The organism is Pseudonocardia nematodicida (assembly GCF_040105385.1).
GTDB classification, from domain to species: domain Bacteria; phylum Actinomycetota; class Actinomycetes; order Mycobacteriales; family Pseudonocardiaceae; genus Pseudonocardia; species Pseudonocardia nematodicida.
The window spans coordinates 212,433-234,766 of sequence record NZ_JBEDNQ010000004.1 but is presented as its reverse complement, the minus strand read 5'-3'; the positions used below and the strand labels follow the sequence as shown (position 1 = coordinate 234,766).

Sequence of the window (22,334 nt, the reverse complement as noted above, 5' to 3'; positions counted from 1 at the left end):
CATGCGGATCAGTGGTCCCCTGCTGACGCTGGCCACCGTGGGCGCGGTCGGCGCGGGCGTCCTCGCCGCCAACGTCGTGCTCACCGCCGAGCCGGGAACCTCGGTCGTCGAGCAGGCCACCGGCCTGCTCGCCCTCGACCAGGAGGTCCCCGGCGAGGCGGCCACCGATCAGCCGGGGGCCGCTGGGCCCGCCCCCGCCGACGCCGTCTACGAGGGACGGTCGGCGGGGGACGAGGTCACCGTGTCGATCACCGTCTCCGACGGTGCCGCGACCGCCCGGGTCCGCGGCGAGCTGCTCGACACCCGGGCCGACGGCGAGATCGACCCGTCCGGCCGGACCGTGCTGACCAGCTCCGGCGGCGACCGGGTCGAGTACTCCGTGCAGGACGGCACGGCGTTCGGGACGGTCACGGGCTCGGGCCGGAGCTGGCCGTTCTCGGCCGCCGCGGCCGACGACCCGGCTCCCGCCGCCGCCGCGTCCGGGGGTGGCTACTGATGGCCCACCCCCGCCGTTCCGGGCACGCCGACCGTCGCGAGACCGACCCGTTCGGGATCCCGCCGGTGCCCACCGACCCGCGTGCCGGCGTGCCGGCGCCGCGGCGGTCCGGGGAGGGCACCGGGAGGCGCTCCCGCGCCCGGTCGCGGGCCGCCGGGCAGCCGTTCGACGACCTCGACCCGCGTGCCGGGTCCGGTCCGGCTCCGGGGTTCGGCCGGCGCGACGGCTTCGACCCGGGATTCGACCCGCGCGACGGGCTCGACCCGCGCGACGGGCTCGACCCGCGCGACGGACGCCACCTGCCCGGCGAGTACGACCTGCGCGACGGGTATGACCCGCGCGACGAGTACGACCTGCGTGACGCCTTCGACCCGCGCGACGAGTACCCGCGCGAGCCCGTCGACCCGCGCGCCCGGCCGGACCCCCGGGCCGGATCCGGCGAGCTCCCCGCGGTTCGACCCGCTCGTCGTGCACCGCGGGCGAGCTTCGGCGACGACCGGGCCCGCGACGAGCGCTGGGCCGGACCGGAGCCGGCGGGCATGTTCACCCCCGCGGCGGACGGCCCTGCGCCCGACTCCCGGGGCGACGACGTCCCGGCCGGGATGCGTGCCGACGCGCGCGTCTGGGCCGGGGAGCACGAGCCGGCCGGGGGCCCGTCGCGCCGCTCGCGGCGGGACGCCCGACGGGGCCGCCCGCCGCGGGACGCCGACCCCGCAGGGCCCCCGGCCGGCCGGCGCACCGCGACCCGCCCGGCCGCCGACCTCGACGACCCGGCGGCCGGTCCGGATCCCGACACGGAGTCCACAGGCCACCGGGACGGCCGGTCCCGCAGGGTCCGGCGCCCGTTCCGTTCCGGGAACGCGGACGGCCCGTCCCTGCGGGCGGTCGTGATCCCGGCGGCGGTCGGCACCCTCGTCGCCGTCGCGCTCGGGGTCTGGGCCCGCCAGCACGAGGGCACCGGCGTCGCGGTGAACCTCGCCGGGTTCTCCAGCGGCGCCGCCGTGAAGGCCTGGCTCGGCTCGCTGGCCCTGCTGCTGGCGCTGGTGCAGGGCGTGACCGCAGCGATGATGCGTCGCGCCGACTACGGCGACCCGCTGCTGGGCACCGTGCACCGCTGGTCCGGGCGGGCCGCGGTGCTGATCACGGTCCCGGTCGCGGTGCAGTGCCTCTACGCGTTCGGCTTCTCCGCCGCGACGCCGTCGACGCTGGCCCACTCGGTGCTCGGCTGCGTGTTCTACGGCGCGTTCGTCACCAAGATGCTGCTGCTGCACAAACGCGGGGTCCCGGGCTGGGCACTCGCGGTCTGCGGCGGGCTGCTGCTCGCCGTGCTCGCCGGAGTCTGGCTCACCTCGGCGCTGTACTTCTTCAGTGGCCAGGGCCTGACCTTCTGACGACCTCCCGACCCACCACCCACGGAGATTCCACGATGTCCCCGATCACGCCGTCCCCGACCCGCGGGTTGACCCGGCGCGGCGTGCTCGCCGGTGCCGGCGCCCTGGGCGCCTGCTGCGCCGCGGGCTGCGCCACCTACGGCACCCCGAACGCCGGCCCGGCTCCGGAGCAGGAATCCGGCGGCGACGCCGCGGCACCCCCGCCCGGCGACGACGGCTCGCTGGCCGCGGTGGACGACATCCCGGTCGGCGGGGGCCTGGTGTTCGCCGACCAGGGCGTCGTCGTCACCCAGCCGCAGGCCGGCACGTTCGCCGCGTTCGACGCCGCCTGCACGCACCAGGGCTGCCTGGTCGACCAGGTCACCGACGCCGGTATCACCTGCCCGTGCCACGGCAGCGTGTTCGACCTGGCCGACGGCTCCCCGCTGGCCGGACCCGCGAACGGCCCGCTGGGCGAACGCGGCGTCACCGTCGACGGCGACCGCATCCTCCTCGCCTGAGCCCGGGCGGGAGCGCGCGGATCAGCCCAGCGTGAACGGGTCCCGGGTGCCGCCGGACAGCTCGACCCAGATCGCCTTCTCCTCGGTGTACTCATCGATCGCGTGCACCCCGTTCTCCCGGCCGAGCCCGGAGTGGCCGAACCCGCCGAACGGCACGCCGGGCGCCACCACCCGGTAGGCGTTGATCCACACCGAGCCGGCCCGGATCCGGGCGGCCACCCGGTGCGCCCGGTGCACGTCCTTGGTCCACACCGCGCCGGCCAGGCCGTACGGGGTGTCGTTGGCCAGCGTCACCGCCTCGTCCTCGTCGGTGAAGGTCAGTGCCGCGAGCACCGGCCCGAAGACCTCCTCCCGGTACACGGTGGACTCCGGCGTCACCCCGGTGATCACCGTCGGCTGCACGAAGTACCCGCCGAGCGACGACTCGGCCGCCCCGCCGTAGGCGATCGTGTTGCCCTCCGAACGGGCGGTGTCCAGATAGCCGAGGACCTTCTCGTACTGCGGCGCGTTCGCCACCGGTCCCATCTCGGTGCCGGAGGCGTTCGGGTCGCCGAGGGTGATCGTCGCCGCGCGCTCGCCGATCAGCCGGACGAGCTCGTCGTGCACGTCGGCGTGCACGATCAGCCGGGATCCGGCCATACAGGTCTGCCCGGTCGCGGCGAACACCCCGGCGATCACGCCGTTCGCGGCGGCCTCCAGGTCCGCGTCCGGGAACACCACCTGCGGCGACTTCCCGCCCAGCTCCAGCGTCACCTTGTTGATGTTCTCGGCGGCGGCCTTCGCGACCGCGCGACCGGTGGCCGTCGACCCGGTGAAGGCGATCTTGTCGACGCCCGGGTGCCCGGCCAGGTGTGCCGCGGTGTCCCGGTCGTTCGTGGTCACCACGTTGACGACGCCCGGCGGGATCCCGGCCTGGGAGATCAGCTCGGCGAAGCGCAGGGTGGAGGCCGGGGAGTGCTCCGACGGCTTGATCACGACGGTGCAGCCGGCGGCCAGCGCAGGCGCGAGCTTCCAGGTCATGAGCAGCAGCGGCGAGTTCCACGGCGTGATCGCCGCGACCACCCCGACCGGCTCCTTGCGGGTGTAGACCAGGTAGTTCGGGTTCGGCGAGGGGATCTGGCGGCCCTCGCTCGTGGTCGCGACGCCGGCGAAGTAGGTGTACCAGCCGCCCAGCCCGTTCAGCTGGCCGATCATCTCCCGGTAGAGCTTGCCGGAGTCGTTGACCTCGGTCCGGGCCAGCGCCTCGGCGTTCTCGGCGACCAGGTCGCCCAGCCGGCGCAGGCAGGCGGCACGCTGGAAGGCCGTCGTCGAGCCCCACTCGCCGTCCAGGGCTCCGCGGGCGCACGCGACGGCGGCGTCGACGTCGGCCGGGCTGCAGTCCGGGACGGTGGCCCACGGCCGTCCGGTGTAGGGGTTCTGGGTCTCGAACACCGCCCCCGACGCGGCGTCCGCCGGCGTGCCGCCGATCAGCATCCGGAACGTCTCGAGCTCGGCCATGGCGATCCTCCTCGGGTGCCGCGGTGCATCCTGCGCGTGACCCTACGAACTCGGGGTCGGCCCCGCAGCGGTCCGCACGGCAGGATGATCGGCATGGCACCGCAGCTGCACCACGTCGTCGACGGCCCCGAGAACGCCCCGGTCGTGCTGTTCGGTCCCTCGCTGGGCACCGACCTGCACCTGTTCGACGCCCAGGTGGCGGCACTGTCGGACCGCTACCGCTGCGTCCGCGTCGACCTGCCCGGGCACGGTGGGTCCCCGGACGCCACCGGGGACCTCACCATCGCCGACCTCGCCGAGGGGGCCCTCGCCGCAGCGGGGGTGGACTCCTTCCACTACGTTGGCGTCTCCATCGGCGGTGCGATCGGCCAGTGGCTCGGCGTGCACGCGCAGCCCCGGGTACGCAGCCTCGCGGTGCTCGCGACGGCCGCGCGGTTCCCCGGCCCCGACACCTGGCCGCAGCGGGCCGCGACCGTCCGGGAGAAGGGCACCGAGGCGATGGTCGCCTCCCGGAAGGGCACCTGGTACGTCGAGGACTGGGCCCGGCGCGACCCGGCGGGGGAGACCCGGCTGCTCGACATGCTGCGTGCGACGAAGGCCGAGGGGTACGCGGCCTGCTGCGCCGCGATCGGTGCGTTCGACGTCCGTGCCGACCTCGGCACGATCACCGCTCCCACCCTGGTGGTGGCCGGCGCCGACGACCCGGCGACGCCGCCGTCGTCGCTGCGGGAGATCGCCGACGGGATCCCCGGCGCCCGCTACGCCGAGGTCGCCGACGCCGCGCACCTGCTCAACTACGAGCGCCCCGACGAGGTGAACACCCTCCTTCGTGAGTGGTTGTCGCGGTCCTGACCGCGAGAACCACTCACGAGCGGCGCAGCCGCCGCCTGTACGCGGCGACGTGCGCGCGGTTCGCGCAGTTGCCGGTGTCGCAGAACCGCTTCGAGCGGTTCCGGGACAGGTCGACCAGCACGGCCGCGCAGTCCTCGCCGGCGCACCGGCGCAGCCGGGAGACGTCGTCGCCGCGGACCAGGTCGGCGACCGACATCGCGATCTCGGCGCCCATCCGGTCCGCCAGTGGCGCCCGTGCCGTACTGACGTGCAGGTGCCAGTCCCAGCCGTCGTGCCGGGCCAGGCGCGGCCGGGCGTCGGTCTCGTCGAGCAGCGTGTTGACCAGCTCGACGAGCCGGTCCCGGTCGGGCGCGCCGGCTCCGGCGTCCCCGTCCGGCTCGGCCGGCCAGAACGCCGCGATCCGCGCACGCAGCGCCCGCACCGCCGTGCGCTCGGCGGCGGTGCGCGCCCGCGTGCCCGTGTAGGGCTGCTCGGCCATCCACGCCTCGAAGACCGCGAGATCCACGGTGTCGTCGAGCGGGTCGGGCTCGGCGAGCGCGCTGTTGACCAGCGACGCGGCCGCGGCGAGCACGACCTGCGTGTCATGGGCGAATTCCATGTTGACCCCTGACATGGTCGGTTCCTACTGTCAGGAGTCTATGGCTACTTCGGTCGTGACACGGGACACCATGGTCCGCGGTCTCGTGTGGGCGCTGGTCTCGGCGGCCGCCTACGGTTTCTCCGGCCCGCTCGGGGCCGCCTTCCTCGAGGCGGGCTGGTCGCCCGGCCTGACGACGCTGATGCGGATCGCCGGCGCGGCGCTCCTGCTGCTGCCGGTGATGATCGTGCTGCTGCTGCGGCACCCGCTGGACCGCACCGGCACCCGCAAGGTCGTCGTGTTCGGCGTCGCCGCGGTCGCCGGCGTGCAGCTCTGCTTCTTCCAGGCCCTGCAGTACCTGTCGGTCGGGGTGGCGTTGCTGCTGGAGTTCCTCGCCCCGGTGCTGCTCGTCGGCTGGACCTGGCTCACCACCCGTCGGACGCCGTCGGCGATCACCCTGGCCGGCTGCCTCGTCGCGCTCGCCGGGCTGGTGCTCGTCGTCGACCCGTTCGGGCCGCAGCGCGTCGAGCTCGTCGGGATCGCCTGGGGTCTGGCGTCCGCGCTGTGCGTCTGCGTGTACTTCCTGCTCCCCGGCGGCAGCGGCGAGGGGCAGATCCCGCCGCTGCTGATGATCTCCGGCGGGATGCTGGTCGGGGCGGTCACCCTCGGGACGACGTCGCTGCTCGGCATCACCCGGGTCGAGGTCGGCGAGGCCACCGGGACGCTCGCCGGGGCCGAGCTGCACTGGATGGCGCTGCTGGCGATGCTCGTCGTGCTCGCGACCGCGCTGCCGTATGTCACCGGGGTGATCGCGATCCGGCTGCTCGACACCCGGGTGGCCTCGTTCGTCGGGCTCTCCGAGGTGATGTTCGGGGTGATCGCGGCCTGGCTGCTGGTGGCCCAGGCGCCGAGCGTGATCCAGTTCCTCGGCGGGGGACTCATCCTCGGCGGGATCGTGCTGATCCGGCGGGCCGAGAACCGGGCCGCGGCGACGCCGAGCGAGGTGGCGGCGGAGGCCGCCGGGTCTCAGGCCTCCCAGGAGAACAGCGGATCACCCGGGCGGACATCGCCCGACGCGTGATCGCGGGTGCCGTCCGGTCCGGACTCCATCAGCACCACCGGGCAGATCGCGGACAACCCCCGCGCGCGGACGGCGTCGACGTCCATCGTGACGACCGGGGCCCCGGCCGCGACGTCGTCGCCCTCGGAGACGTGCACGGTGAACGCCGCGTCGCCGAGCCCGACGGTGTCGATCCCCAGGTGGACGAGCACACCCGCGCCGGAGGGCTCGATGACGACGTACGCGTGCGGATGCACCTTCGCCAGGTTCCCGGCGACCGGAGCCACGGCCGTCACCGATCCCGCGGCCGGCTCGATCGCGACGCCGGACCCGAGCATCTGCTCGGCGAACACCGCGTCCGGGACGTCGGCCAGCGGGACGGCCCGCCCCGCGAGCGGTGCGGCCACCTGCACCGTCACAGCAGGTCCGCGATGTCGTCGGCGATCATGTCGGCCTCCGGGCCGACGACGACCTGCACCACCGTCCCGGCCATCAGGACCCCGTGCGACGAGCGCTTCAGCGCCGCCTCGTCGACCAGCGCGGGATCGCGCACCTCGGTCCGCAGCCGGGTGATGCAGCCCTCGACCTCGACGACGTTCCCCGCCCCGCCGAGGGCCGCGAGGATCGCGCCGGCCTTCTCGTCCGCCATTCCCGACCTCCTGGTCCGCGATCCGTCCGAGCGTTGACACGGATCAGTGCGTCACTGAATGGTGCCGGTACCCCGGCTCCGTCCACACGCGAGGTTAACCATGACCGCCACTCCGGCCGAGCCCCGGCGCGGGCTCGCGGGGCTGCAACGCCTCGGCCGCAGCCTGATGCTCCCGATCGCGGCCCTGCCGGCCGCCGGCCTGCTGCTACGGCTGGGGCAGGACGACCTGCTCGGCCGGTTCGACGCGCTCTCCGCCGTTGCGTCGGTCATCGGGGCCGCGGGTGCGGCGCTGTTCGACAACCTGGGACTGCTCTTCGCCGTCGGCATCGCGATCGGCTGGGCCCGCCGGTCGGACGGCTCGACGGCGCTGGCCGCCGTCGTCGGGTACCTGGTGCTGCAGGGCGTGTTCGAGGCGATGAGCCCGCTCGTGCTCCCCGATCGCCTGGACCCCGACGGCGCCCAGCAGATGATCGACTACGGGGTGCTCGGCGGCATCGTGGTCGGCCTGCTCGCGGCGGTGCTGTGGCAGCGCTTCTACCGGATCACGCTCCCGACCTACCTGGCGTTCTTCGGCGGTCGGCGGTTCGTGCCGATCGTGACCGCGGTCGTCGTGATGGTGGTGGCGGCCGGGATGGGCCTGCTCTACCCGCTGTTCGACGCCGGGCTGACCGCTCTCGGGCAGGCGATCACCACCAACGCCGTGATCGGCGGTGGGATCTACGGGTTCGCCAACCGGATGCTGATCCCGCTGGGGCTGCACCACATCCTGAACTCGGTGGTGTGGTTCGTGGTCGGCGAGTACGACGGCGCCCGCGGCGACCTCTACCGCTTCTTCGCCGGCGACCCGGAGGCCGGCATCTTCATGACCGGCTTCTTCCCGATCATGATGTTCGCGCTGCCGGCCGCGGCCCTCGCGATCTGGCACGAGGCGCGCCCGGAGAACCGCAAGGTCACCGGCGGGATCATGCTGTCGGTCGGGCTCACCGCGTTCGCCACCGGGATCACCGAGCCGCTGGAGTTCGCGTTCCTGTTCGTCGCCTGGCCGCTCTACGTGATCCACGCGGTGCTCACCGGCACCGCGCACATGCTGGTCAACGCGCTCGGGATCCGGGACGGCTTCGCCTTCTCCGCCGGGGCGATCGACTACCTGCTGAACTTCGGGCTGGCGACGCAGCCGCTCCTGCTGATCCCGATCGGGCTCGGCTACGCCGTCGTGTACTACTTCCTGTTCCGGTTCGTGATCAGGCGATGGAACCTGCGTACGCCCGGCCGGGAGGAGCCGGAGCCGGAGACGGCCGCGGTGTCGGCCACCGCGACACCGGAGCCCTCGGGTACGGCGACCGGTTCGGGTACGGCGACCGGTGAGGACGGGGCCGTCGCGTCGCCGGATGGCGGGACGCGGAACGACCAGGAGGAGGGACGTAGGTGAAGCCGGACAGGACCCGGGCGGCGTGTGGTGATCATCGTCCGGGTGCCGACCGGTGCCGTTCCTGGCATCGAGCGGAACCGATTCGATGATCACCGGTGGGCCGTGGGGCGGCCCAGCCTCCGGAGGCGCGCAGATCCGGGGGATGCGCCGGCTGGGCGCCCACCGGCGTGACTCGTCCGCGTCCGGCACACCACGGCCTCAGCGGGCGGCGGCCACGGCTTGGGTGATCGCCTGCGGGGTCGGGTTCTGGAGTGGCGCGCCGTTCACCAGGACCGTCGGGGTGCCGCTGATCCCGTCCTTCGCCGCCTGCGCGGTCGCCGCGCCGATCCACCCGGCGTAGGTCTGGTCGTCGACACACTGCGCGAAGCCGGGGCTCCCGCCGGCCTGGGTGCCGAGCTCGGCGAGCTTCTGGTCGGTCAGCCCGGCCGAGCCCTCGGCGGGCTGGTTCGCGTACAGCGCCTTCGCGTACTGCGGGAAGACCCCGTCGGCGGCGGCACAGCCGGACGCGGCGCCGGCGCGCGTCGAGTACCGGTCCGGCGAGGTCCGGTCGAGGATCGCGATCGGGTGGTAGGCGACCCGGGCCTGCCCGCCGGCGACCAGCTTGTCCACGGTCGGGCCCGACGTCGCCTCGAACTGCTTGCACACCGGGCACTGGAAGTCCAGGTAGACGTCGATCGTCGCCGGTGCGCCGGCGTCGCCGACCGGCACGGAGTACCCGGACGCGTTCGGCGGCGTGACCACCTCGGCCGGCCGGGTCTTCGCGTAGACCGCGGCACCGACCAGCACGGCGAACACCAGCACGACGACGGCCCCGATCACGGTCGCCTGCGACGGCCCCCGCCGCTCGGTCACCGGCGGGCCGGGTGCGCTGCGTCTGCTCATCGTCGTCCTCCTCCGGAAGGGACCTCCCCACTGTTGTACGTTGCAACGGACCGGGGTGTTTCACCGAGGGTGCTGTTCCGCAGGTCACCGGGGGTGGGTGTGAAATCTCCGACGACGTGTAGAACCATCGACGTCGTGAGTACCGAGCCGGCCGTGACGCCGTCCGACGTCCGGACCGTCGAGCTGCGCATCGACGGCATGACCTGCGCCGCCTGCGTCGGACGGGTCGAGCGCAAGCTCGGGAAGCTCGACGGGGTCCACGCGACCGTCAACCTCGCGACCGAACGGGCGCTGGTCACCTACCCGGCCGGCACCGAGGTCGGCGCGCTGGTCGCCACCGTGCAGAAGGCCGGGTACGGGGCCACCGAGGTGCGGGCGGACCCGTCCGACACCGGCGACGCGGCCACCGAGGACGACACCGCGCTGCGCCGGCTGCGTCTGCGGATGGCTGTCGCGCTGATCCTGTTCATCCCGCTCGCCGACCTGTCGCTGGCGATGTCGCTGGTCCCGACGCTGCGGTTCCCGTACTGGCAGTGGGTGATCGTCGCGCTCGCGCTGCCGGTGGTGGTGTGGGCGGCCTGGCCGTTCCACCGCACCGCGTTCTCGAACCTGCGCCACGGCAGCACCTCGATGGACACCCTCGTCTCGCTCGGGGTGATCTCGGCGTCCGCCTGGTCGCTGGGCGAGATGGCCTTCCTCGACTCGCGGGTGACCCTCACCGGCTGGGACGCGGTGCTGTCCCCGTCCGGCCCGCTCTACCTGGAGGTGGCCGCGGGCGTCACGACGTTCGTGCTGGCCGGGCGGTACTTCGAGGCCCGCGCACGGCGCACCGCGGGGCGGGTCATGCGCTCGCTGGCGGCGCTGGAGACCGACGAGGTCACCGTTCTCGGCGCGGACGGCACCGAGCGGAACCTCCCGGTAGGACGCCTGCGGGTCGGTGACCGCTTCCTGGTCCGGCCCGGCGAGCGGGTCGCCGCCGACGGCGTCGTGGAGACCGGCCGGGCCGCCGTCGACACCAGCGCCATGACCGGTGAGCCGGTGCCGGTCGAGGTCGGCCCGGAGGATCGGGTCACCGGCGGCACCATCGCCTCCGGGGGGCGGCTGGTCGTCGTCGCCGAGCAGGTCGGCGCGGACACCCGGCTGGCCCGGATGATCGCCGCCGTCGAGCGCGCACAGACCGAGAAGTCCGCGACCCAGCGCCTGGTCGACCGGGTGTCGTCGGTGTTCGTGCCGATCGTGCTGGGCCTGGCGCTGCTGACCCTCCTCGGCTGGCTGCTCGCCGGGGCCGGCTGGGCCGGGGCGCTGGCGCCCGCGATCGCCGTCGTGATCATCGCCTGCCCGTGCGCGCTGGGCCTGGCGACGCCGACCGCGCTGATGGTCGCGACCGGCCGCGGCGCCGAGTTGGGGATCTTCGTCAAGGGCTACCGCGCGCTGGAGACCACTCGGGCCGCCGACACCGTCGTGCTCGACAAGACCGGCACGCTCACCACCGGCCGGATGACCGTCGCCGACGTCGCCGTGGCCGCCGGCACCGACCCGGACCGGCTGCTGGCCCGCGCCGCGGCCGTCGAGTCCGGGTCCGAGCACGCCATCGCGGAGGCGGTCCGGGAGCACGCCCGCGCGAGCGGGGTGCCGGTCCCGGCGGTCGACGAGTTCGTGGCGCTGCCCGGCCTCGGTGCCCGCGGCACGGTCGACGGCGTCGTGGTGACGGTCGGCCGTCCCCCGGAGGACACCGGTCCGCTCGCCGGCCGGATCGACGAGTGGGAGGCCGCCGGGCACACCGTGGTGGCCGTGCACACCGGCGACCCGGGCGAGCTCGCCGGGCTGATCGCGCTGTCCGACCCGGTCAAGGAGTCCGCGCCGATCGCCGTCGCCGAGCTGGTCGCGGCCGGGCTCCGGCCGGTGCTGCTCACCGGGGACCGGCCCGCCGCCGCGCACGCCGTCGCCCGCGCCTGCGGGATCACCGAGGTCGTCGCCGGCGCGCTGCCGGACGGCAAGGTCGACCACGTCCGCGCGCTGCAGGCCCAGGGCCGCACGGTCGCGATGGTCGGCGACGGCGTGAACGACGCCGCCGCGCTCGCCGCCGCCGACCTGGGCATCGCGGTCGGGTCGGGCACCGATGTCGCGCTGGAGGCCGCCGACGTCGTCCTGGTCCGGGACGACCTGCGGGTGCTCCCGGCGACCGTCGAGCTGGCCCGGGCCACGATGGGCACCATCCGCGGGAACCTGTGGTGGGCGTTCGGCTACAACACCGCCGCGATCCCGGTCGCGATGGCCGGCCTGCTGAACCCGCTGCTGGCGGGGGCGGCGATGGCGCTGTCGTCGTTCCTGGTGGTGACGAACTCGCTGCGGCTGCGCAAGGCCGCGGCCTGGGCCGACCCGACGCTGGGCCCGGTCCGGACCCCGTCCCGGGACGAGGAGTACGTCGAGGCCTGACCCCGCTCTCAGGCCACCAGCAGGACGGCCAGTGGCGGCGGGACCGACACGACCAGCAGCAGGACGGTGTTCGCCACCCGGTGCTCGCGCAGGATCGCGACGAACTCCCGCAGCACCGCGCTCGGCCAGTAGTAGCCGGCGGTGGGCGCGCCGACGGCCTGCGCGTCGACCCCCAGCCGCTTGGCGAGCACGGCCGCCCGGAACGCGTGGTAGTTGCTGGTGACGATCAACCCGGTGGTCCCGGCGACGGCCGGGTCGGCGCGCACCAGCTCGTCGGTGAACCGCAGGTTCTGCTCGGTGTTGCGGGACGCGGTCTCGGCGCGCAGCGTGTCCGGCTCGGCGCCGTGCTCGCGGGCCCACCGCGCCATCGCCTCGCCCTCGGCGAGCCGCTCGTCGTCACCCTTCCCGCCGGAGAGCACCAGCAGCCGTGCACCGCGGCGGGTGAACTCCGCCAGCCCGGCCCGGATCCGCGACGCGAGCAGCGGCGGCACCTCGCTGCCGTGCAATCCGGACCCCAGGACCACCACCCAGCCGACGGGCGTCTCCCGGACGAGCCACGCGTAGAACCGGGCGTAGGCCAGGAACGCGACGAACTGGAACGCCAGGACGAACGTCGCGAGCAGGCACAGCAGCCAGAGCACCCGCACCACCAGGTTGCCCGCGAACACCACCGGCACCGTGCCGGCCAGCAGCGCGAGGATCCCCAGCCCGGCGAGCAGGGACAGCGAGTTGCCCGGGCTCGCCCGCTCGCGGTGCAGCATCACCATCCCGTTGAGGAGCAGGAACACCGCGAGCACGACGGCGATCAGCGGCGAGAGCACGAGCAGCGTGAGGGCGGCGCCGAGGACCGGGTTGCTCCCGACGAAGCCGAGGTACCCGACCGCGTTGCCGACGAGCAACGCCGCGGCCAGCAGCCAGTACGCGTTGCTCAGCCGCCGCGGTTCGGTCCGGACGCGCCGCCGCACGTACAGCGTGACGGCGACCGCGAGCACGATCGGCAGGGCGAACGCGAGGACGATCAGGGGTGTCAGCCAGGGCTCGTACATCGCGCCCGATCCTCGTGGCGCCGCGCCCGGACCGGCGGCGGCGCGCCGCCGGTCCATCCCATCGTGGACCGAGCTGTCAGCCGGCCAGGTCCCAGTGCGTGCCGTACCGCCCGGTGAGCTCGCGGACGGCGTCGTCGTTCAGCCAGCGCGCCGGACGTCCGCCCAGGAGGATCACCACCCGGGCCGCCTCCTCCAGCTCGACGGCCGCGTCGACGGCCCGGTCCAGGCCGGTGCCGCCCGCGAGCGAGCCGTGGTGGGCCAGCAGTGCCGCGGTGAAGCGGCCCGGCAGCGCGGCCAGCCCGTCGGCCAGCGCCTGGGAGCCGGGCGCCGCGTACGGCGCCAGCGGGGCCTGACCGACCCGCATGACCAGGTACGGCGTCGCGGGCGGGAGCGCCGAGCTCGCCGAGTGCGGCGGCAGGCAGGACGCCGCGACCGCGTGCGGGGAGTGCAGGTGCACCACGGCGGCCAGCTCCGGCTCCCGGCGGTACATCGCCAGGTGCAGCGGAACCTCCTTGGACGGCCGGTTCCCGGCGACGTGCGCGCCGTCGGCGTCGGTCACGCTCAGCAGGTGCGGCTCCAGGTCGGCCAGGCCGATGCCGGTCGGGGTCACCAGCAGGTGGTCCCCGGCCCGCTCGGACAGGTTGCCCGACGAGCCGGGGCTGAGCCCCAGCGCGGCCAGCCGGTGCCCGGCCGCGCACAGGCGCTGCGCGACGGGCAGCAGGTGGTCGGGAACCGGGGTCACCGGCCCGCTCCGGTCCAGGCACGCACGAACAGGTCCTCGCCACCGAAGTTGCCGGACTTGAGCAGCAGCGCCAGCGGCTCGGAGGACCCGGACCGCTCGGCGAGCGACCAGGCCACCCCCGGGTCCAGTCGCGGTCCCACGGCCAGGCTCTCGACGCCCAGCGCCGCCACCACGGCGCCGGAGGTCTCCCCGCCCGCGACGGCGATCGCCCGCACGCCCCGGGCGACGAGCTCGCGGGCCAGCGCGGCCAGCGCCTCCTCGAACAGCGGCGCGTCCGCCGGGTCGCCGACGTCGCCGGGTTCGGCCGTCGCGTAGACCACCACCGGGCCGTCGCCGGCGCCGGCGTCGAGTACCCGGTCGGCCAGCGCGGCGTGCTCGGCCGCGGCGTCGGCGCGCAGCGCGGCCGGGTCCAGCTTGATCCCGCGCCCGGCCGCGACGCCGGCCCGGACCTGGCGCTGGGTGGCCTGCGAGGCACTGCCGGACAGCACCACGCGCGGCCCGTCCCCGACGGCGACGGTGACCTCGGCGACCTCCCGCGGCCCGGACAGACCCTGGGCCACCGCGCTGCCGCCGGTCAGCAGCGGCAGGTCGGCGGTGGCCTCGACCAGCGTGACCAGGTCGGCGTCGCGCACGGCGTCGACCACGAGGTACCGCGCACCGGCGGCCACCGCCTCGTCCAGCGCTCGGCGCAGCGCCTCCGGCCCGGCCTCGACGTGCGGGAGCCCGACGTGCCCGACGGCCGCCGAGCCGTCGCGGACCTGCGGGGCCAGCAGCCGCACCAGGCTGGAGTCGCGCATCGGCGTGAGCGGGTGGTCCCGCATCGGCGACTCGTCCAGCGGGTCGTTCCCGACGAACAGGTGCCCGGAGTAGACGGTCCGGCCGTTCGCCGGGAACGCCGGCGCGATCACGGTCCAGGGGGCGTCCAGCGCGTCGCACAGCGCGTCCGCGACCGGGCCGATGTTGCCGGCCGGGGTCGAGTCGAACGTCGAGCAGTACTTGAACAGGAACCGGGTGCACCCGGCCCGGCGCAGGCCGTCGAGCGCCGCGAGCGACTCCGCCACCGCCTGGTCGACCGGGGCGGTGCGGCTCTTGAGCGCCACGACCACCGCGTCGGCGTCGGCGGCCGAGGTCGGTGGGCCACCGGCCATCACCTCACCGGGCACGACGGCGGTGCGGAACCCGGACGCGGTGAGGATGATCGCGAGATCGGTGGCGCCGGTGAGGTCGTCGGCGATGGCGCCGAGCTGGGGCACGTCTGCCTCCTGTGTGGACGGACTGTGGACCGGCGTCACACGACGCCGAGGACGAGCAGCAGGTAGAGCACGGCGAACCCGGTCACCCCGGAGATGATCGACGCGACGCCGATCGACCGGATGCCCTGGCCCACCGTCATGTTGGACAACGAGGTCGTCACCCACCACCCGGACGAGTTCGCGTGCTTCATGATCTGCGCGCCGGTGGCGCAGGCGAGGTAGACCACGATCGGCGACAGGCCGAGCGTCCCCATGAGCGGCTCCATGATCGCGGCCGCGGTCATGACGCCGAGGATGTTCGACCCGGTGATCGTGCAGACCACGGCGGCGACGATGAAGGGGATCACGACCGGCGAGACGCCGATGCCCTGGATGCCCTCGACGATGTTCTCGGCCACGCCGGTCTCGCGGATGGTCAGCGCGAAACCGCCGCCGACGCCCGTCAGCACCAGTGGCAGCGCGGCGAGCCGCAGTCCGCTCTCGAACAGGTCGTTGAGGGTCTCCTTGTCCTTCCACCGGCCGCGGAACAGCGGCAGACACAGGATGCAGGCGAGGAACAGCGCGACGGTCGGTGCGCCGACGAAGCCCAGGACCTGTGCGACGGCCCCCTCCTCGTCCAGCACCGGCTCGAGCAGCGACGCCACGCTGATCAGCAGGATCGGAGTGATGATCGGGGCGAGGCAGGCCGCGATCGGCAGCGTGGCCGTGGTCCGGGCGGCCGTGGTGGTGTCACCGTCGCCGCCCGACGCGCCGCCGGTGGAGCCGGTGATGGTCGCGACGAACTCCGGCTTCGGGTCGACGTGGGTCGTGATCGTGTTCAGGTAGAGCGTCGCGGCGATGATGCCGGGGATGCCGACGGCCAGCCCGAGCAGGATCGCCTCGCCGATCGGCACGCCGAGCAGCGCGGCCGAGGCCAGCGGCCCCGGTCCGGGTGGCAGCACCGAGGTCATCACGTAGGCGCCCATGTAGAGGATCGGGCCCAGCTTCATCATCGAGATCCCGGTGCGGGCGGCGAGCGCCGACACGATCGGGATGAGCATGACGACGACCGAGTCGGCGATCAGCGGGATGCCCACGACCGACGACGCGAGCGCCACCGCCCACGGGACCTTGCGCTCGGAGAACAGCTGCAGGCAGCGCTCGGTGATCGCCTGCGCGGCGCCCGACAGCTCCAGCATCTTGCCCAGCACGCAGCCGAAGACGACGAGCAGCCCGACGCTGGCCATGGTGTTGCCGAAGCCCTCGGTGACCAGGTCGACGGTCCCGGGACCGCCCATGCCCAGCGCGAGGCCGAGGGTCACCACGACGAGGAACAGCGTGGCGACCGGGTGCACCTTGAAGCGGGCGATGAGCAGCACGAGAGCGCCGATCGCCACGAGGAAGGCGGCGAGTACGTAGATGTCCGACACGACGGTGTATCCGATCGGGGGAGAAGGGGAGCGGGGGGAGGATCAGCTCGGCGCGCCGGCGCGCCAGGCCTCGAGCAGTGCGGGGTCGGGGTCGGCGAGGTCGTCGATCCGGACCGGTTCACCGGCGGCGACGTCGCGGGCGAGCGTGGCGTGCGCGGCGAGGTAGAGCGGGGCGGCCCCGGCCGGGGCCTGCGTCACGTCGAGCAGCACCGGGGCGACGCCGTCGACGTCGTGGTGGTGCCCGCCCATCGCCAGCGTCCGCCCCGCGGGCAGCGCCTCCCGGGCGCGGCCGCCCAGCAGGACGTGCCGGCCCCGGTTCGCGGGCGCGGCGGCGGCACCGCGCGCGGCGACGTCGAGGATCGACAGCGGCGTCTCGACGCCCATCATGTGGTAGGGCAGGTAGAGGCAGGCGTAGCGGCCGTCGCGGCTCACGACGTGGCCCTTGCCGGCCAGGGTCTCCCAGGTCACCGGGTCGTGCGTGCGGACGACGACGAACACGCCGCCGGCGAAGCTGGCCTCGTCCGGGCGGCGCAGCACGGTGAACACGTCGACGACGCCGGGCCGGGTGAGCACCCCGCCGTCCCCGGCGAGGGCGTAGACGTCGGCGAGCTCGGCGACCCGGGCCACCGGGTAGTGCAGGGTCTCGACGTCCGGGACCAGCCCGGTGGCGTCGGCGACGACCGCCATCTCGCACAGGTCCGCCGAGGCGCTGCGGGGGAGCCCGGCCACCGCCTCGGCGCGGGTGCCGAGGATCCCGGCCACACCGGCGTCCGGTGTGGACAGCAGCGTCGCCGGGTCGGCGACGGTGATCTCGCGGTCGAGGTGGCGCAGCCGCCCGGTCGCGGGGTCGAGGACCAGGTCGTACTCGCCCGATTTGCCGGCCGCGATCACCTCGAGCCCGACCTGCAGCGTGCGCTCGTACCACTCGACGAGGTTCGCGGGCTGGTCCCCGGCGCCGGGGACGTAGCCGAGGCCCTTCGCCCCGGCACGCGCGGCGAGGTCGGCGCCGCCGACCGTCTCGACCTCCTTGGACACCATCACCACGTGCCGGTCGGTGTCGAGGGCGTCGGCGGCGGCGCGGTAGCCGGCGGCCGGGCTGCCGGTGGCCTCGACGAGGACGTCGAAGCCGGCCTCGGCGAGCAGCCGCGCGTCGGGGACGACCGCGACGGTGCCCGCGGGCCGGGCGGCGAGCTCGTCGGCGGTGGTGCAGACGGTCAGCTCGTCGGTGCCGAAGCCGAGCTCGCGGCACATCGCGACGGTGCCGTCGACGTCGAGATCGCAGAGCACCGACGGCGCCACCCCGGGAGTGAGCCGGGTCTGGGCGAGCAGGGTGCGGCCGAAGCCGCCCTTCGCGCCGGTGAGCGCGTAGCGCACGGGCTGCGGAGCGGATCGCATCACGGTGGGACGCTAACACAAGAATTCACATCAGAGTCAATGATGTTCACGTCTCAGAACACACTGTGTGCAATGGGCTACGGTCGAGCACGTGATCCCCGACCAGCGGCGCGAGCGGTTGCTCGTCGAGCTCCGCGGGGCCGGGGTGCTGTCCGTGCGCGAGCTCGTCGACCTGCTCGGCGTCTCGCACATGACGGTCCGCCGCGACATCGCCTCGCTGGAGACCGAGGGCCGGGTGGCGTCGGTGCCGGGCGGCGTCCGGCTGGTGGACCAGCTGCACAGCGAGCCGCCGTACCGCACCAAGGCCTCGGTGCGGCTGGAGGAGAAGCGGGCGATCGCCCGCGAGACGGTCGGGCTGATCGGCAACGACCAGGTCGTCTACCTCGACGCCGGGACCACCCTCGGGCAGGTGGCGCCGCTGCTGTGGTCGCACACCGGGCTGACCGTGGTGACCAACGACCTGACCACCGCCGTGCTGCTCAGCGAGCACCCCGGCCTGGAGCTCTACCACCTGGGCGGGCGGGTGGACCGGGCCAACCGGTCCACCGTGGGGGAGCTGACGGCCCGCGCCGTGCGCGAGCTGAACCTCGACGTCGCGCTGATATCGACGAGCTCGTGGGACGAGCGCCGCGGGAGCACCACCCCGCACGAGGCGAAGGTGCCGGTGAAGCAGGCCGCGATGCAGGTCGCGACCCGGTCCTACCTGGTGGCCGGGTCCGAGAAGTACGGGACGGTGGGCACGTTCCGGGTCGCCGACCTGACCGGGTTCGACGCCGTGGTGACCGACTCCGGCCTGCCGGCCGCGGTGGCGGCGCGGCTGCGGGAGCACGGGGTGACGCTGCGGACCGCCGCCCCGCCGCCGGGAGAAGCCTCGGCGCCGATGTTCGCTCCGTGAACTGCGCTCAGCGCCGATGTTCGCTCCGTGAACTGCGCTCAGCCGCCCTGCCGTAGCCGCGCCAGCATCTCGTTGTAGGCCTTGAGCTCCGCGTCGTCGTCCCGGTCGGCCTGCCGGTCCTTGCGCACGGCCTCCCGGCTGTCGTCCCGGGACCACTGCACGACCAGCACGATCATCACCAGCAGCATCGGCAGCTCGCCGGTGGCCCAGGCGATGCCGCCGCCGACGTTCTGGTCCGACATCAGGTTCAGCCAGGGCAGGTCGACCTGGCGGTAGAAGTTCTCGCCGAGGATGTTCGACGAGCTCATCACCGCGATGCCGAAGAACGCGTGGAACGGCATCGTCGCCAGCAGCACCGCCAGCCGGCCCAGGTGCGGCAGCTTGTGCGGGGCGTTGTCGACCCCGATCAGCGGCCAGAAGAACAGGTAGCCGACCAGCACGAAGTGCAGGTTCATCAGCTGGTGCGACCAGTGGAAGCGCAGCGCGCCGTCGAACAGCGGGGTGAAGTACAGGACGTAGAACGAGCCCACGAACAGGATCGCGGCGCACGCCGGGTGGGTCAGCACCCGGGCGACCCGGGAGTGCACCGCGGCCAGCAGCCACTCCCGCGGTCCGGGCTGGTTGCCGCGCCCGGCCGGGCGCAGCGTCCGCAGCGCCAGGGTCACCGCGCCGCCCAGGGCCAGCAGGATCGGCGTGAGCATGTTCAGCGTCATGTGGCTGATCATGTGGACGCTGAACATGGCCGGGGAGTAGAAGCCGAGCCCGGACGACGTCGCGATCAGCAGCGCGGCGCAGCCCAGCATCCACGCCCAGGTCCGGCCGACCGGCCAGTGCACCCCGCGGGCGGCGAGCCGCCGCACGCCCAGTGCGTAGAGCCCGGCCAGCACCAGCGCACCGGTGCCGAACAGGATGTTCCAGCGCCACTCGACGAGCAGCGTCAGCACCGAGAACGGGCGCTCGACGTTCCAGCCGATCAGCGTCTCCAGCGCGCTGTCGGAGTGCACCAGGAACCGTGGCGGCACCAGCCGGGTGCCCGCCACAGCGAGCGCGGCGACCGCGCCGCCGGCCAGGGCGAGGACGGGCAGCAGCCGCCCCGTGGCCCGGCCGTCCGGGGCCGTGCCGAGCGCGCGGGCCAGCAGCCCGGTGCCGGCGACCAGGAACGCGAGCAGCACCGCCGAGGTCACCGCGGTCCGCACGTAGGCCGAGCCGGGCAGCAGGTCCGCCCCGATCACGACCGACTGCAGGACGACCTCGCCGACCAGGTAGAGCGCCCCGGACCCGATCAGCAGCGCGCGGCCGCGCCGGGCCGGTGTGCCGGTGAGCGACCCACCGTGTGCCCGGTACGCGGCGAGCGCGGCGGCGACGCCCAGGAACGTCACCCCGGCGACGGAGCGGATCATGCTGGCGTCGCCGCTCCAGTCGTGGTCCGCGCCGGTGGCCGCCGGGTGCACCGCGGCCGGGATCACCGCCGACGCCGCGGCGAGCAGGCCGAGCGCGGATGCGGCCCGCCAGCTCAGCCCGAACGCGGCTCCGGCGGAGACCAGGAGCAGCAGCACCCCGGCCAGCGTCCAGCCCATCGGCGACTCGAGCGTCGCGGCGGCGTCCAGCCAGCCGAACGGCCCGGCCGCGGCCAGCACGCCCGGCGCGGTACCGGTCAGGTCGGCGACCTCCAGCCATCCCGCGGCGACGGCGGCGACACCGCCGGCGAGCGCGGCGACCGCGCCGCGGCGCAGCCCCCGGTAGCCGTGCACGGCGACCGTCCCGGACGACTGCGGGGCCGCGACGAAGCCGGCGACCAGCAGCGATCCCGCGGCGAGCGCCGTCCCGGCGACCGCGACGACCTTGGCCAGCAGCCCGGCGATGCGCACGCCGTCGCCGGGGACGGGCAGGCCGCTGATCGTCCAGAAGCCGTCGTCGCCCAGCGCCGCCGCGACCGCGACCGCGCCGCAGCCCGCGACGACCAGCAGGGTGAGCAGGGTGAGGGCGGCGCGGTGGTCGCGCCGTCGTCCGGTGACCGGTCCCGCCGGATCGGGTGCGGTGGCCGGGGCGGCCGGCTCCGTGCTCGCGCTCACCGAGAAACTCCTCCGCAGCTGGTGACGTGCTCCCACGATGGTCCCCGATGGGGCCGGGCGCGCGCCGCCCCGGGTCTCCTCAGCCGCCGGTGAGGCGTTGCCACCACGATTCGATCGTCTGCCAGACGCCCTGGGCGTCCTCGCCGACCTGTCCGGGGTCGGGCAGGTTCGACGGCAGCTCGGTCGGGATCGACGGCAGGTTCGTGGGGATGTCCGGCAGGTCGGTCGGGATGCCCGGGATGTCGGTCGGGATCGGGAACCCGCCGCCCTGGTCGCCGTCGCCGGTGGGCTGCTCGGGCTCGGTGGTCGGTTCCCCGGTGGTCGCCGGGGGTGCGCTCGTCTCGGAGGTGGGGACGGGCGGGGCCTCCGGTGCGGGGTCGTTCCCGCCGAGCAGCCAGTACCCGAGCATCAGCACCAGCAGCGCCACCACGATCGCGCCGACCGCGATCCACTTCCCGGAGCCCGACGAGCCCCGGCCCGCAGGCTCGGGCTCGGGGTCCGGCTGCGGCGCGACCGGCGCCGGGGCGGACTCGGCGAGCATGTCGGCGACCCGCCCGGCGTCCGGACGGCGGGCCGGGTCGGTCGCGGTGGCCCCGGAGATCGTCGAGCGCAGCGGCTCCGGCACGTCGCCGGGCACCACCGGGGAGCGGTGCACCCGCTCGGCCGCACCCTGCAGCCCCTCGCCCTGGTACTCCTGCCGGCCGGTCCAGGCCTCGAGCATGACGAGACCGAGCGCGTAGACGTCGGTCGGCGGGCCGACGCCGGAGCCCCGGACCTGCTCCGGGGACAGGTACGCCGGGGTACCGAGGATCTCCCCCGCGGCCGTGTGCCCGTCGGCGCCGAGCAGCGCGGCGATACCGAAGTCGGCGAGCCGGGCCCGGCCCTCGGCGTCGACGAGGATGTTCGACGGCTTCACGTCCCGGTGCGTGATCCCCTGCCCGTGCACGTAGGCCAGGGTCTGCGCGACCTCGGCGCCGAGCCGGCGGATGTCGTCGGGCGGCAGGTCCTCGCCGGCGATCACGTCGCGCAGCGTCGGCCCGTCGACGAGTTCCATCACCAGGTAGGCGCGGCCCGGTTCGACCGCGAAGTCGTACACCGCGACCAGGCCGGGGTGGCGCAGATTGCCCATGACCTGCGCCTCCTGCTCGAAGCGCTGGTCGGCGGTCGGGTCGTTGCCCGGACCGAAGATCTTGACCGCGACCGGCCGGTTGAGCCGGGTGTCGGTGGCGCGGTGGACGTCGGCCATCCCGCCCTGGCCGAGCAGCCCCTCCAGCCGGTACCGGCCGCCGAGCAGCTCCGGCTCGGTGACCGGCGCGGGCATCATCCGGGTGGCGTCCGGCCGGGGCGGGCGGCCCGCCGCGTACGCCGCGGTCGGGGGCGGTCCGGCGTGCCGCGTGGCGTCGTCGCCGGGACCCATCCGGCGGGTGCCGTCCGGTGCCGGACCGACCCGGCGGGTCGCGTCCGCGGGCGGGGGCATCCGGTGGGTGGGTCCGGCCGGCGGTGCACCGTGCCCGGGCCCGCCCTGCCCGGCGCCCGGCGGCATGCGGCGGGTCCCGTCGGCGGGCGCGCCCTGCGGCGGCGGTCCGGCGTGCCGGGTCCGGCCGGGGTCCGGCTGCTGCCGGGTGGCCGGGTCGGCGCCGGCCGGACGGCGGTTGCCCGTCTGCCACGGCCCGGGCGCGCCCCGGCGGGTGCGGTCCGGATCGTCGCCGCGCTGCACTGGCCCTCCCGGGTGTCTCCGGCGTCGCCGGAGCCG

The 22,334-nt window shown here is 74.8% G+C and carries 20 protein-coding genes; 8 read left to right on the top strand and 12 right to left on the bottom strand.

Annotation, left to right across the window (positions count from 1 at the left end; translation table 11 throughout):
* The first annotated feature begins 1 nt into the window (after window position 1).
* The 3 genes from WIS52_RS11535 to WIS52_RS11525 are packed head-to-tail and all read left to right on the top strand — an operon-like array spanning window position 2 to window position 2,387.
* Window positions 2–496: a hypothetical protein gene (locus WIS52_RS11535; RefSeq protein WP_349298174.1), complete on the top strand. Its 495-nt coding sequence runs from the start codon at window positions 2–4 to the stop codon at window positions 494–496.
* A complete protein-coding gene (locus WIS52_RS11530; RefSeq protein WP_349298173.1) occupies window positions 496–1,887 on the top strand; it encodes a DUF6529 family protein in 1,392 nt (463 codons plus the stop codon). The genes WIS52_RS11535 and WIS52_RS11530 overlap by 1 nt, the downstream gene beginning before the upstream one ends.
* Before the next feature lie 35 nt (window positions 1,888–1,922).
* Window positions 1,923–2,387: a Rieske (2Fe-2S) protein gene (locus tag WIS52_RS11525; RefSeq protein ID WP_349298172.1), complete on the top strand. Its 465-nt coding sequence runs from the start codon at window positions 1,923–1,925 to the stop codon at window positions 2,385–2,387.
* Between the two features lie 21 nt (window positions 2,388–2,408).
* Here the strand turns inward: WIS52_RS11525 and WIS52_RS11520 are convergent, their stop codons facing one another.
* Complete coding sequence (locus WIS52_RS11520; protein WP_349298171.1) at window positions 2,409–3,884, bottom strand: aldehyde dehydrogenase; 1,476 nt, start codon at window positions 3,882–3,884, stop codon at window positions 2,409–2,411.
* 93 nt (window positions 3,885–3,977) lie between these two features.
* Here WIS52_RS11520 and pcaD point away from each other — a divergent pair, with 93 nt between their 5' ends.
* A complete protein-coding gene (gene pcaD / locus WIS52_RS11515; protein WP_349298170.1) occupies window positions 3,978–4,736 on the top strand; it encodes a 3-oxoadipate enol-lactonase in 759 nt (252 codons plus the stop codon).
* A gap of 13 nt (window positions 4,737–4,749) precedes the next feature.
* Here pcaD and WIS52_RS11510 read toward each other — a convergent pair whose 3' ends face one another.
* The gene (locus tag WIS52_RS11510; RefSeq protein WP_349298169.1) at window positions 4,750–5,334 is read right to left on the bottom strand and encodes a CGNR zinc finger domain-containing protein; all 585 of its coding nucleotides are present in this window, start codon (window positions 5,332–5,334) and stop codon (window positions 4,750–4,752) included.
* Window positions 5,335–5,389: 55 nt separating this feature from the next.
* On the opposite strand from WIS52_RS11510, the gene WIS52_RS11505 reads away from it, so the two are divergent.
* The gene (locus WIS52_RS11505) at window positions 5,390–6,394 is read left to right on the top strand and encodes an EamA family transporter (protein WP_349298168.1); all 1,005 of its coding nucleotides are present in this window, start codon (window positions 5,390–5,392) and stop codon (window positions 6,392–6,394) included.
* Here WIS52_RS11505 and WIS52_RS11500 read toward each other — a convergent pair.
* A complete protein-coding gene (locus WIS52_RS11500; protein WP_349298167.1) occupies window positions 6,340–6,792 on the bottom strand; it encodes a PTS sugar transporter subunit IIA in 453 nt (150 codons plus the stop codon). The genes WIS52_RS11505 and WIS52_RS11500 overlap by 55 nt on opposite strands.
* Window positions 6,789–7,022 (bottom strand): PTS glucose/sucrose transporter subunit IIB, encoded by a 234-nt coding sequence (locus WIS52_RS11495; protein WP_349298166.1) that lies wholly within the window; start codon window positions 7,020–7,022, stop codon window positions 6,789–6,791. Before WIS52_RS11495 ends, WIS52_RS11500 begins: the two co-directional genes overlap by 4 nt.
* A gap of 100 nt (window positions 7,023–7,122) precedes the next feature.
* Here WIS52_RS11495 and WIS52_RS11490 point away from each other — a divergent pair, with 100 nt between their 5' ends.
* On the top strand, window positions 7,123–8,451 hold the full coding sequence (locus WIS52_RS11490; protein WP_349298165.1) for a PTS transporter subunit EIIC: 1,329 nt from the start codon (window positions 7,123–7,125) through the stop codon (window positions 8,449–8,451).
* 198 nt (window positions 8,452–8,649) lie between these two features.
* On the opposite strand, the gene WIS52_RS11485 is transcribed toward WIS52_RS11490, so the two are convergent.
* Window positions 8,650–9,333, bottom strand: coding sequence for a DsbA family protein (locus WIS52_RS11485; protein ID WP_349298164.1), 684 nt, complete (start codon window positions 9,331–9,333; stop codon window positions 8,650–8,652).
* Window positions 9,334–9,468: 135 nt separating this feature from the next.
* Between WIS52_RS11485 and WIS52_RS11480 the strand changes: the two genes are divergently transcribed.
* A complete protein-coding gene (locus tag WIS52_RS11480) occupies window positions 9,469–11,769 on the top strand; it encodes a heavy metal translocating P-type ATPase (protein ID WP_349298163.1) in 2,301 nt (766 codons plus the stop codon).
* Window positions 11,770–11,777: 8 nt separating this feature from the next.
* Here WIS52_RS11480 and WIS52_RS11475 read toward each other — a convergent pair whose 3' ends face one another.
* The 5 genes from WIS52_RS11475 to WIS52_RS11455 all read right to left on the bottom strand — a co-directional run bounded on the left by WIS52_RS11475 (window position 11,778) and on the right by WIS52_RS11455 (window position 17,614).
* Entirely contained in the window at window positions 11,778–12,815 is a 1,038-nt protein-coding gene (locus WIS52_RS11475) for a YdcF family protein (RefSeq protein ID WP_349298162.1), read from the bottom strand.
* 76 nt (window positions 12,816–12,891) lie between these two features.
* On the bottom strand, window positions 12,892–13,557 hold the full coding sequence (locus tag WIS52_RS11470) for a class II aldolase/adducin family protein (protein ID WP_349298161.1): 666 nt from the start codon (window positions 13,555–13,557) through the stop codon (window positions 12,892–12,894).
* Window positions 13,554–14,810 (bottom strand): 3-oxo-tetronate kinase, encoded by a 1,257-nt coding sequence (gene otnK, locus WIS52_RS11465; RefSeq protein ID WP_349298160.1) that lies wholly within the window; start codon window positions 14,808–14,810, stop codon window positions 13,554–13,556. Before otnK ends, WIS52_RS11470 begins: the two co-directional genes overlap by 4 nt.
* A 35-nt stretch (window positions 14,811–14,845) precedes the next feature.
* On the bottom strand, window positions 14,846–16,219 hold the full coding sequence (locus WIS52_RS11460) for a GntP family permease (RefSeq protein ID WP_349298159.1): 1,374 nt from the start codon (window positions 16,217–16,219) through the stop codon (window positions 14,846–14,848).
* A gap of 42 nt (window positions 16,220–16,261) precedes the next feature.
* Entirely contained in the window at window positions 16,262–17,614 is a 1,353-nt protein-coding gene (locus WIS52_RS11455) for a homoserine dehydrogenase (protein WP_349298446.1), read from the bottom strand.
* Between the two features lie 91 nt (window positions 17,615–17,705).
* Here WIS52_RS11455 and WIS52_RS11450 point away from each other — a divergent pair, with 91 nt between their 5' ends.
* Complete coding sequence (locus WIS52_RS11450; RefSeq protein ID WP_349298158.1) at window positions 17,706–18,509, top strand: DeoR/GlpR family DNA-binding transcription regulator; 804 nt, start codon at window positions 17,706–17,708, stop codon at window positions 18,507–18,509.
* 38 nt (window positions 18,510–18,547) lie between these two features.
* Here the strand turns inward: WIS52_RS11450 and WIS52_RS11445 are convergent, their stop codons facing one another.
* Window positions 18,548–20,581 (bottom strand): cytochrome c oxidase assembly protein, encoded by a 2,034-nt coding sequence (locus tag WIS52_RS11445; RefSeq protein WP_349298157.1) that lies wholly within the window; start codon window positions 20,579–20,581, stop codon window positions 18,548–18,550.
* A gap of 79 nt (window positions 20,582–20,660) precedes the next feature.
* Window positions 20,661–22,298, bottom strand: a complete 1,638-nt coding sequence (locus WIS52_RS11440) for a serine/threonine-protein kinase (RefSeq protein ID WP_349298156.1) — start codon at window positions 22,296–22,298, stop codon at window positions 20,661–20,663.
* Window positions 22,299–22,334 lie beyond the last annotated feature (36 nt).

What these genes read in the sequence shown, in the direction of transcription:
- WIS52_RS11535 (WP_349298174.1), top strand. Translation starts at nt 2, where the DNA reads ATGCGGATCAGTGGTCCCCTGCTGACGCTGGCCACCGTGGGCGCGGTC.
- WIS52_RS11530 (WP_349298173.1), top strand. Translation starts at nt 496, where the DNA reads ATGGCCCACCCCCGCCGTTCCGGGCACGCCGACCGTCGCGAGACCGAC.
- WIS52_RS11525 (WP_349298172.1), top strand. Translation starts at nt 1,923, where the DNA reads ATGTCCCCGATCACGCCGTCCCCGACCCGCGGGTTGACCCGGCGCGGC.
- WIS52_RS11520 (WP_349298171.1), bottom strand. Translation starts at nt 3,884, where the DNA reads ATGGCCGAGCTCGAGACGTTCCGGATGCTGATCGGCGGCACGCCGGCG.
- pcaD (WP_349298170.1), top strand. Translation starts at nt 3,978, where the DNA reads ATGGCACCGCAGCTGCACCACGTCGTCGACGGCCCCGAGAACGCCCCG.
- WIS52_RS11510 (WP_349298169.1), bottom strand. Translation starts at nt 5,334, where the DNA reads ATGGAATTCGCCCATGACACGCAGGTCGTGCTCGCCGCGGCCGCGTCG.
- WIS52_RS11495 (WP_349298166.1), bottom strand. Translation starts at nt 7,022, where the DNA reads ATGGCGGACGAGAAGGCCGGCGCGATCCTCGCGGCCCTCGGCGGGGCG.
- WIS52_RS11490 (WP_349298165.1), top strand. Translation starts at nt 7,123, where the DNA reads ATGACCGCCACTCCGGCCGAGCCCCGGCGCGGGCTCGCGGGGCTGCAA.
- WIS52_RS11485 (WP_349298164.1), bottom strand. Translation starts at nt 9,333, where the DNA reads ATGAGCAGACGCAGCGCACCCGGCCCGCCGGTGACCGAGCGGCGGGGG.
- WIS52_RS11475 (WP_349298162.1), bottom strand. Translation starts at nt 12,815, where the DNA reads ATGTACGAGCCCTGGCTGACACCCCTGATCGTCCTCGCGTTCGCCCTG.
- WIS52_RS11455 (WP_349298446.1), bottom strand. Translation starts at nt 17,614, where the DNA reads ATGCGATCCGCTCCGCAGCCCGTGCGCTACGCGCTCACCGGCGCGAAG.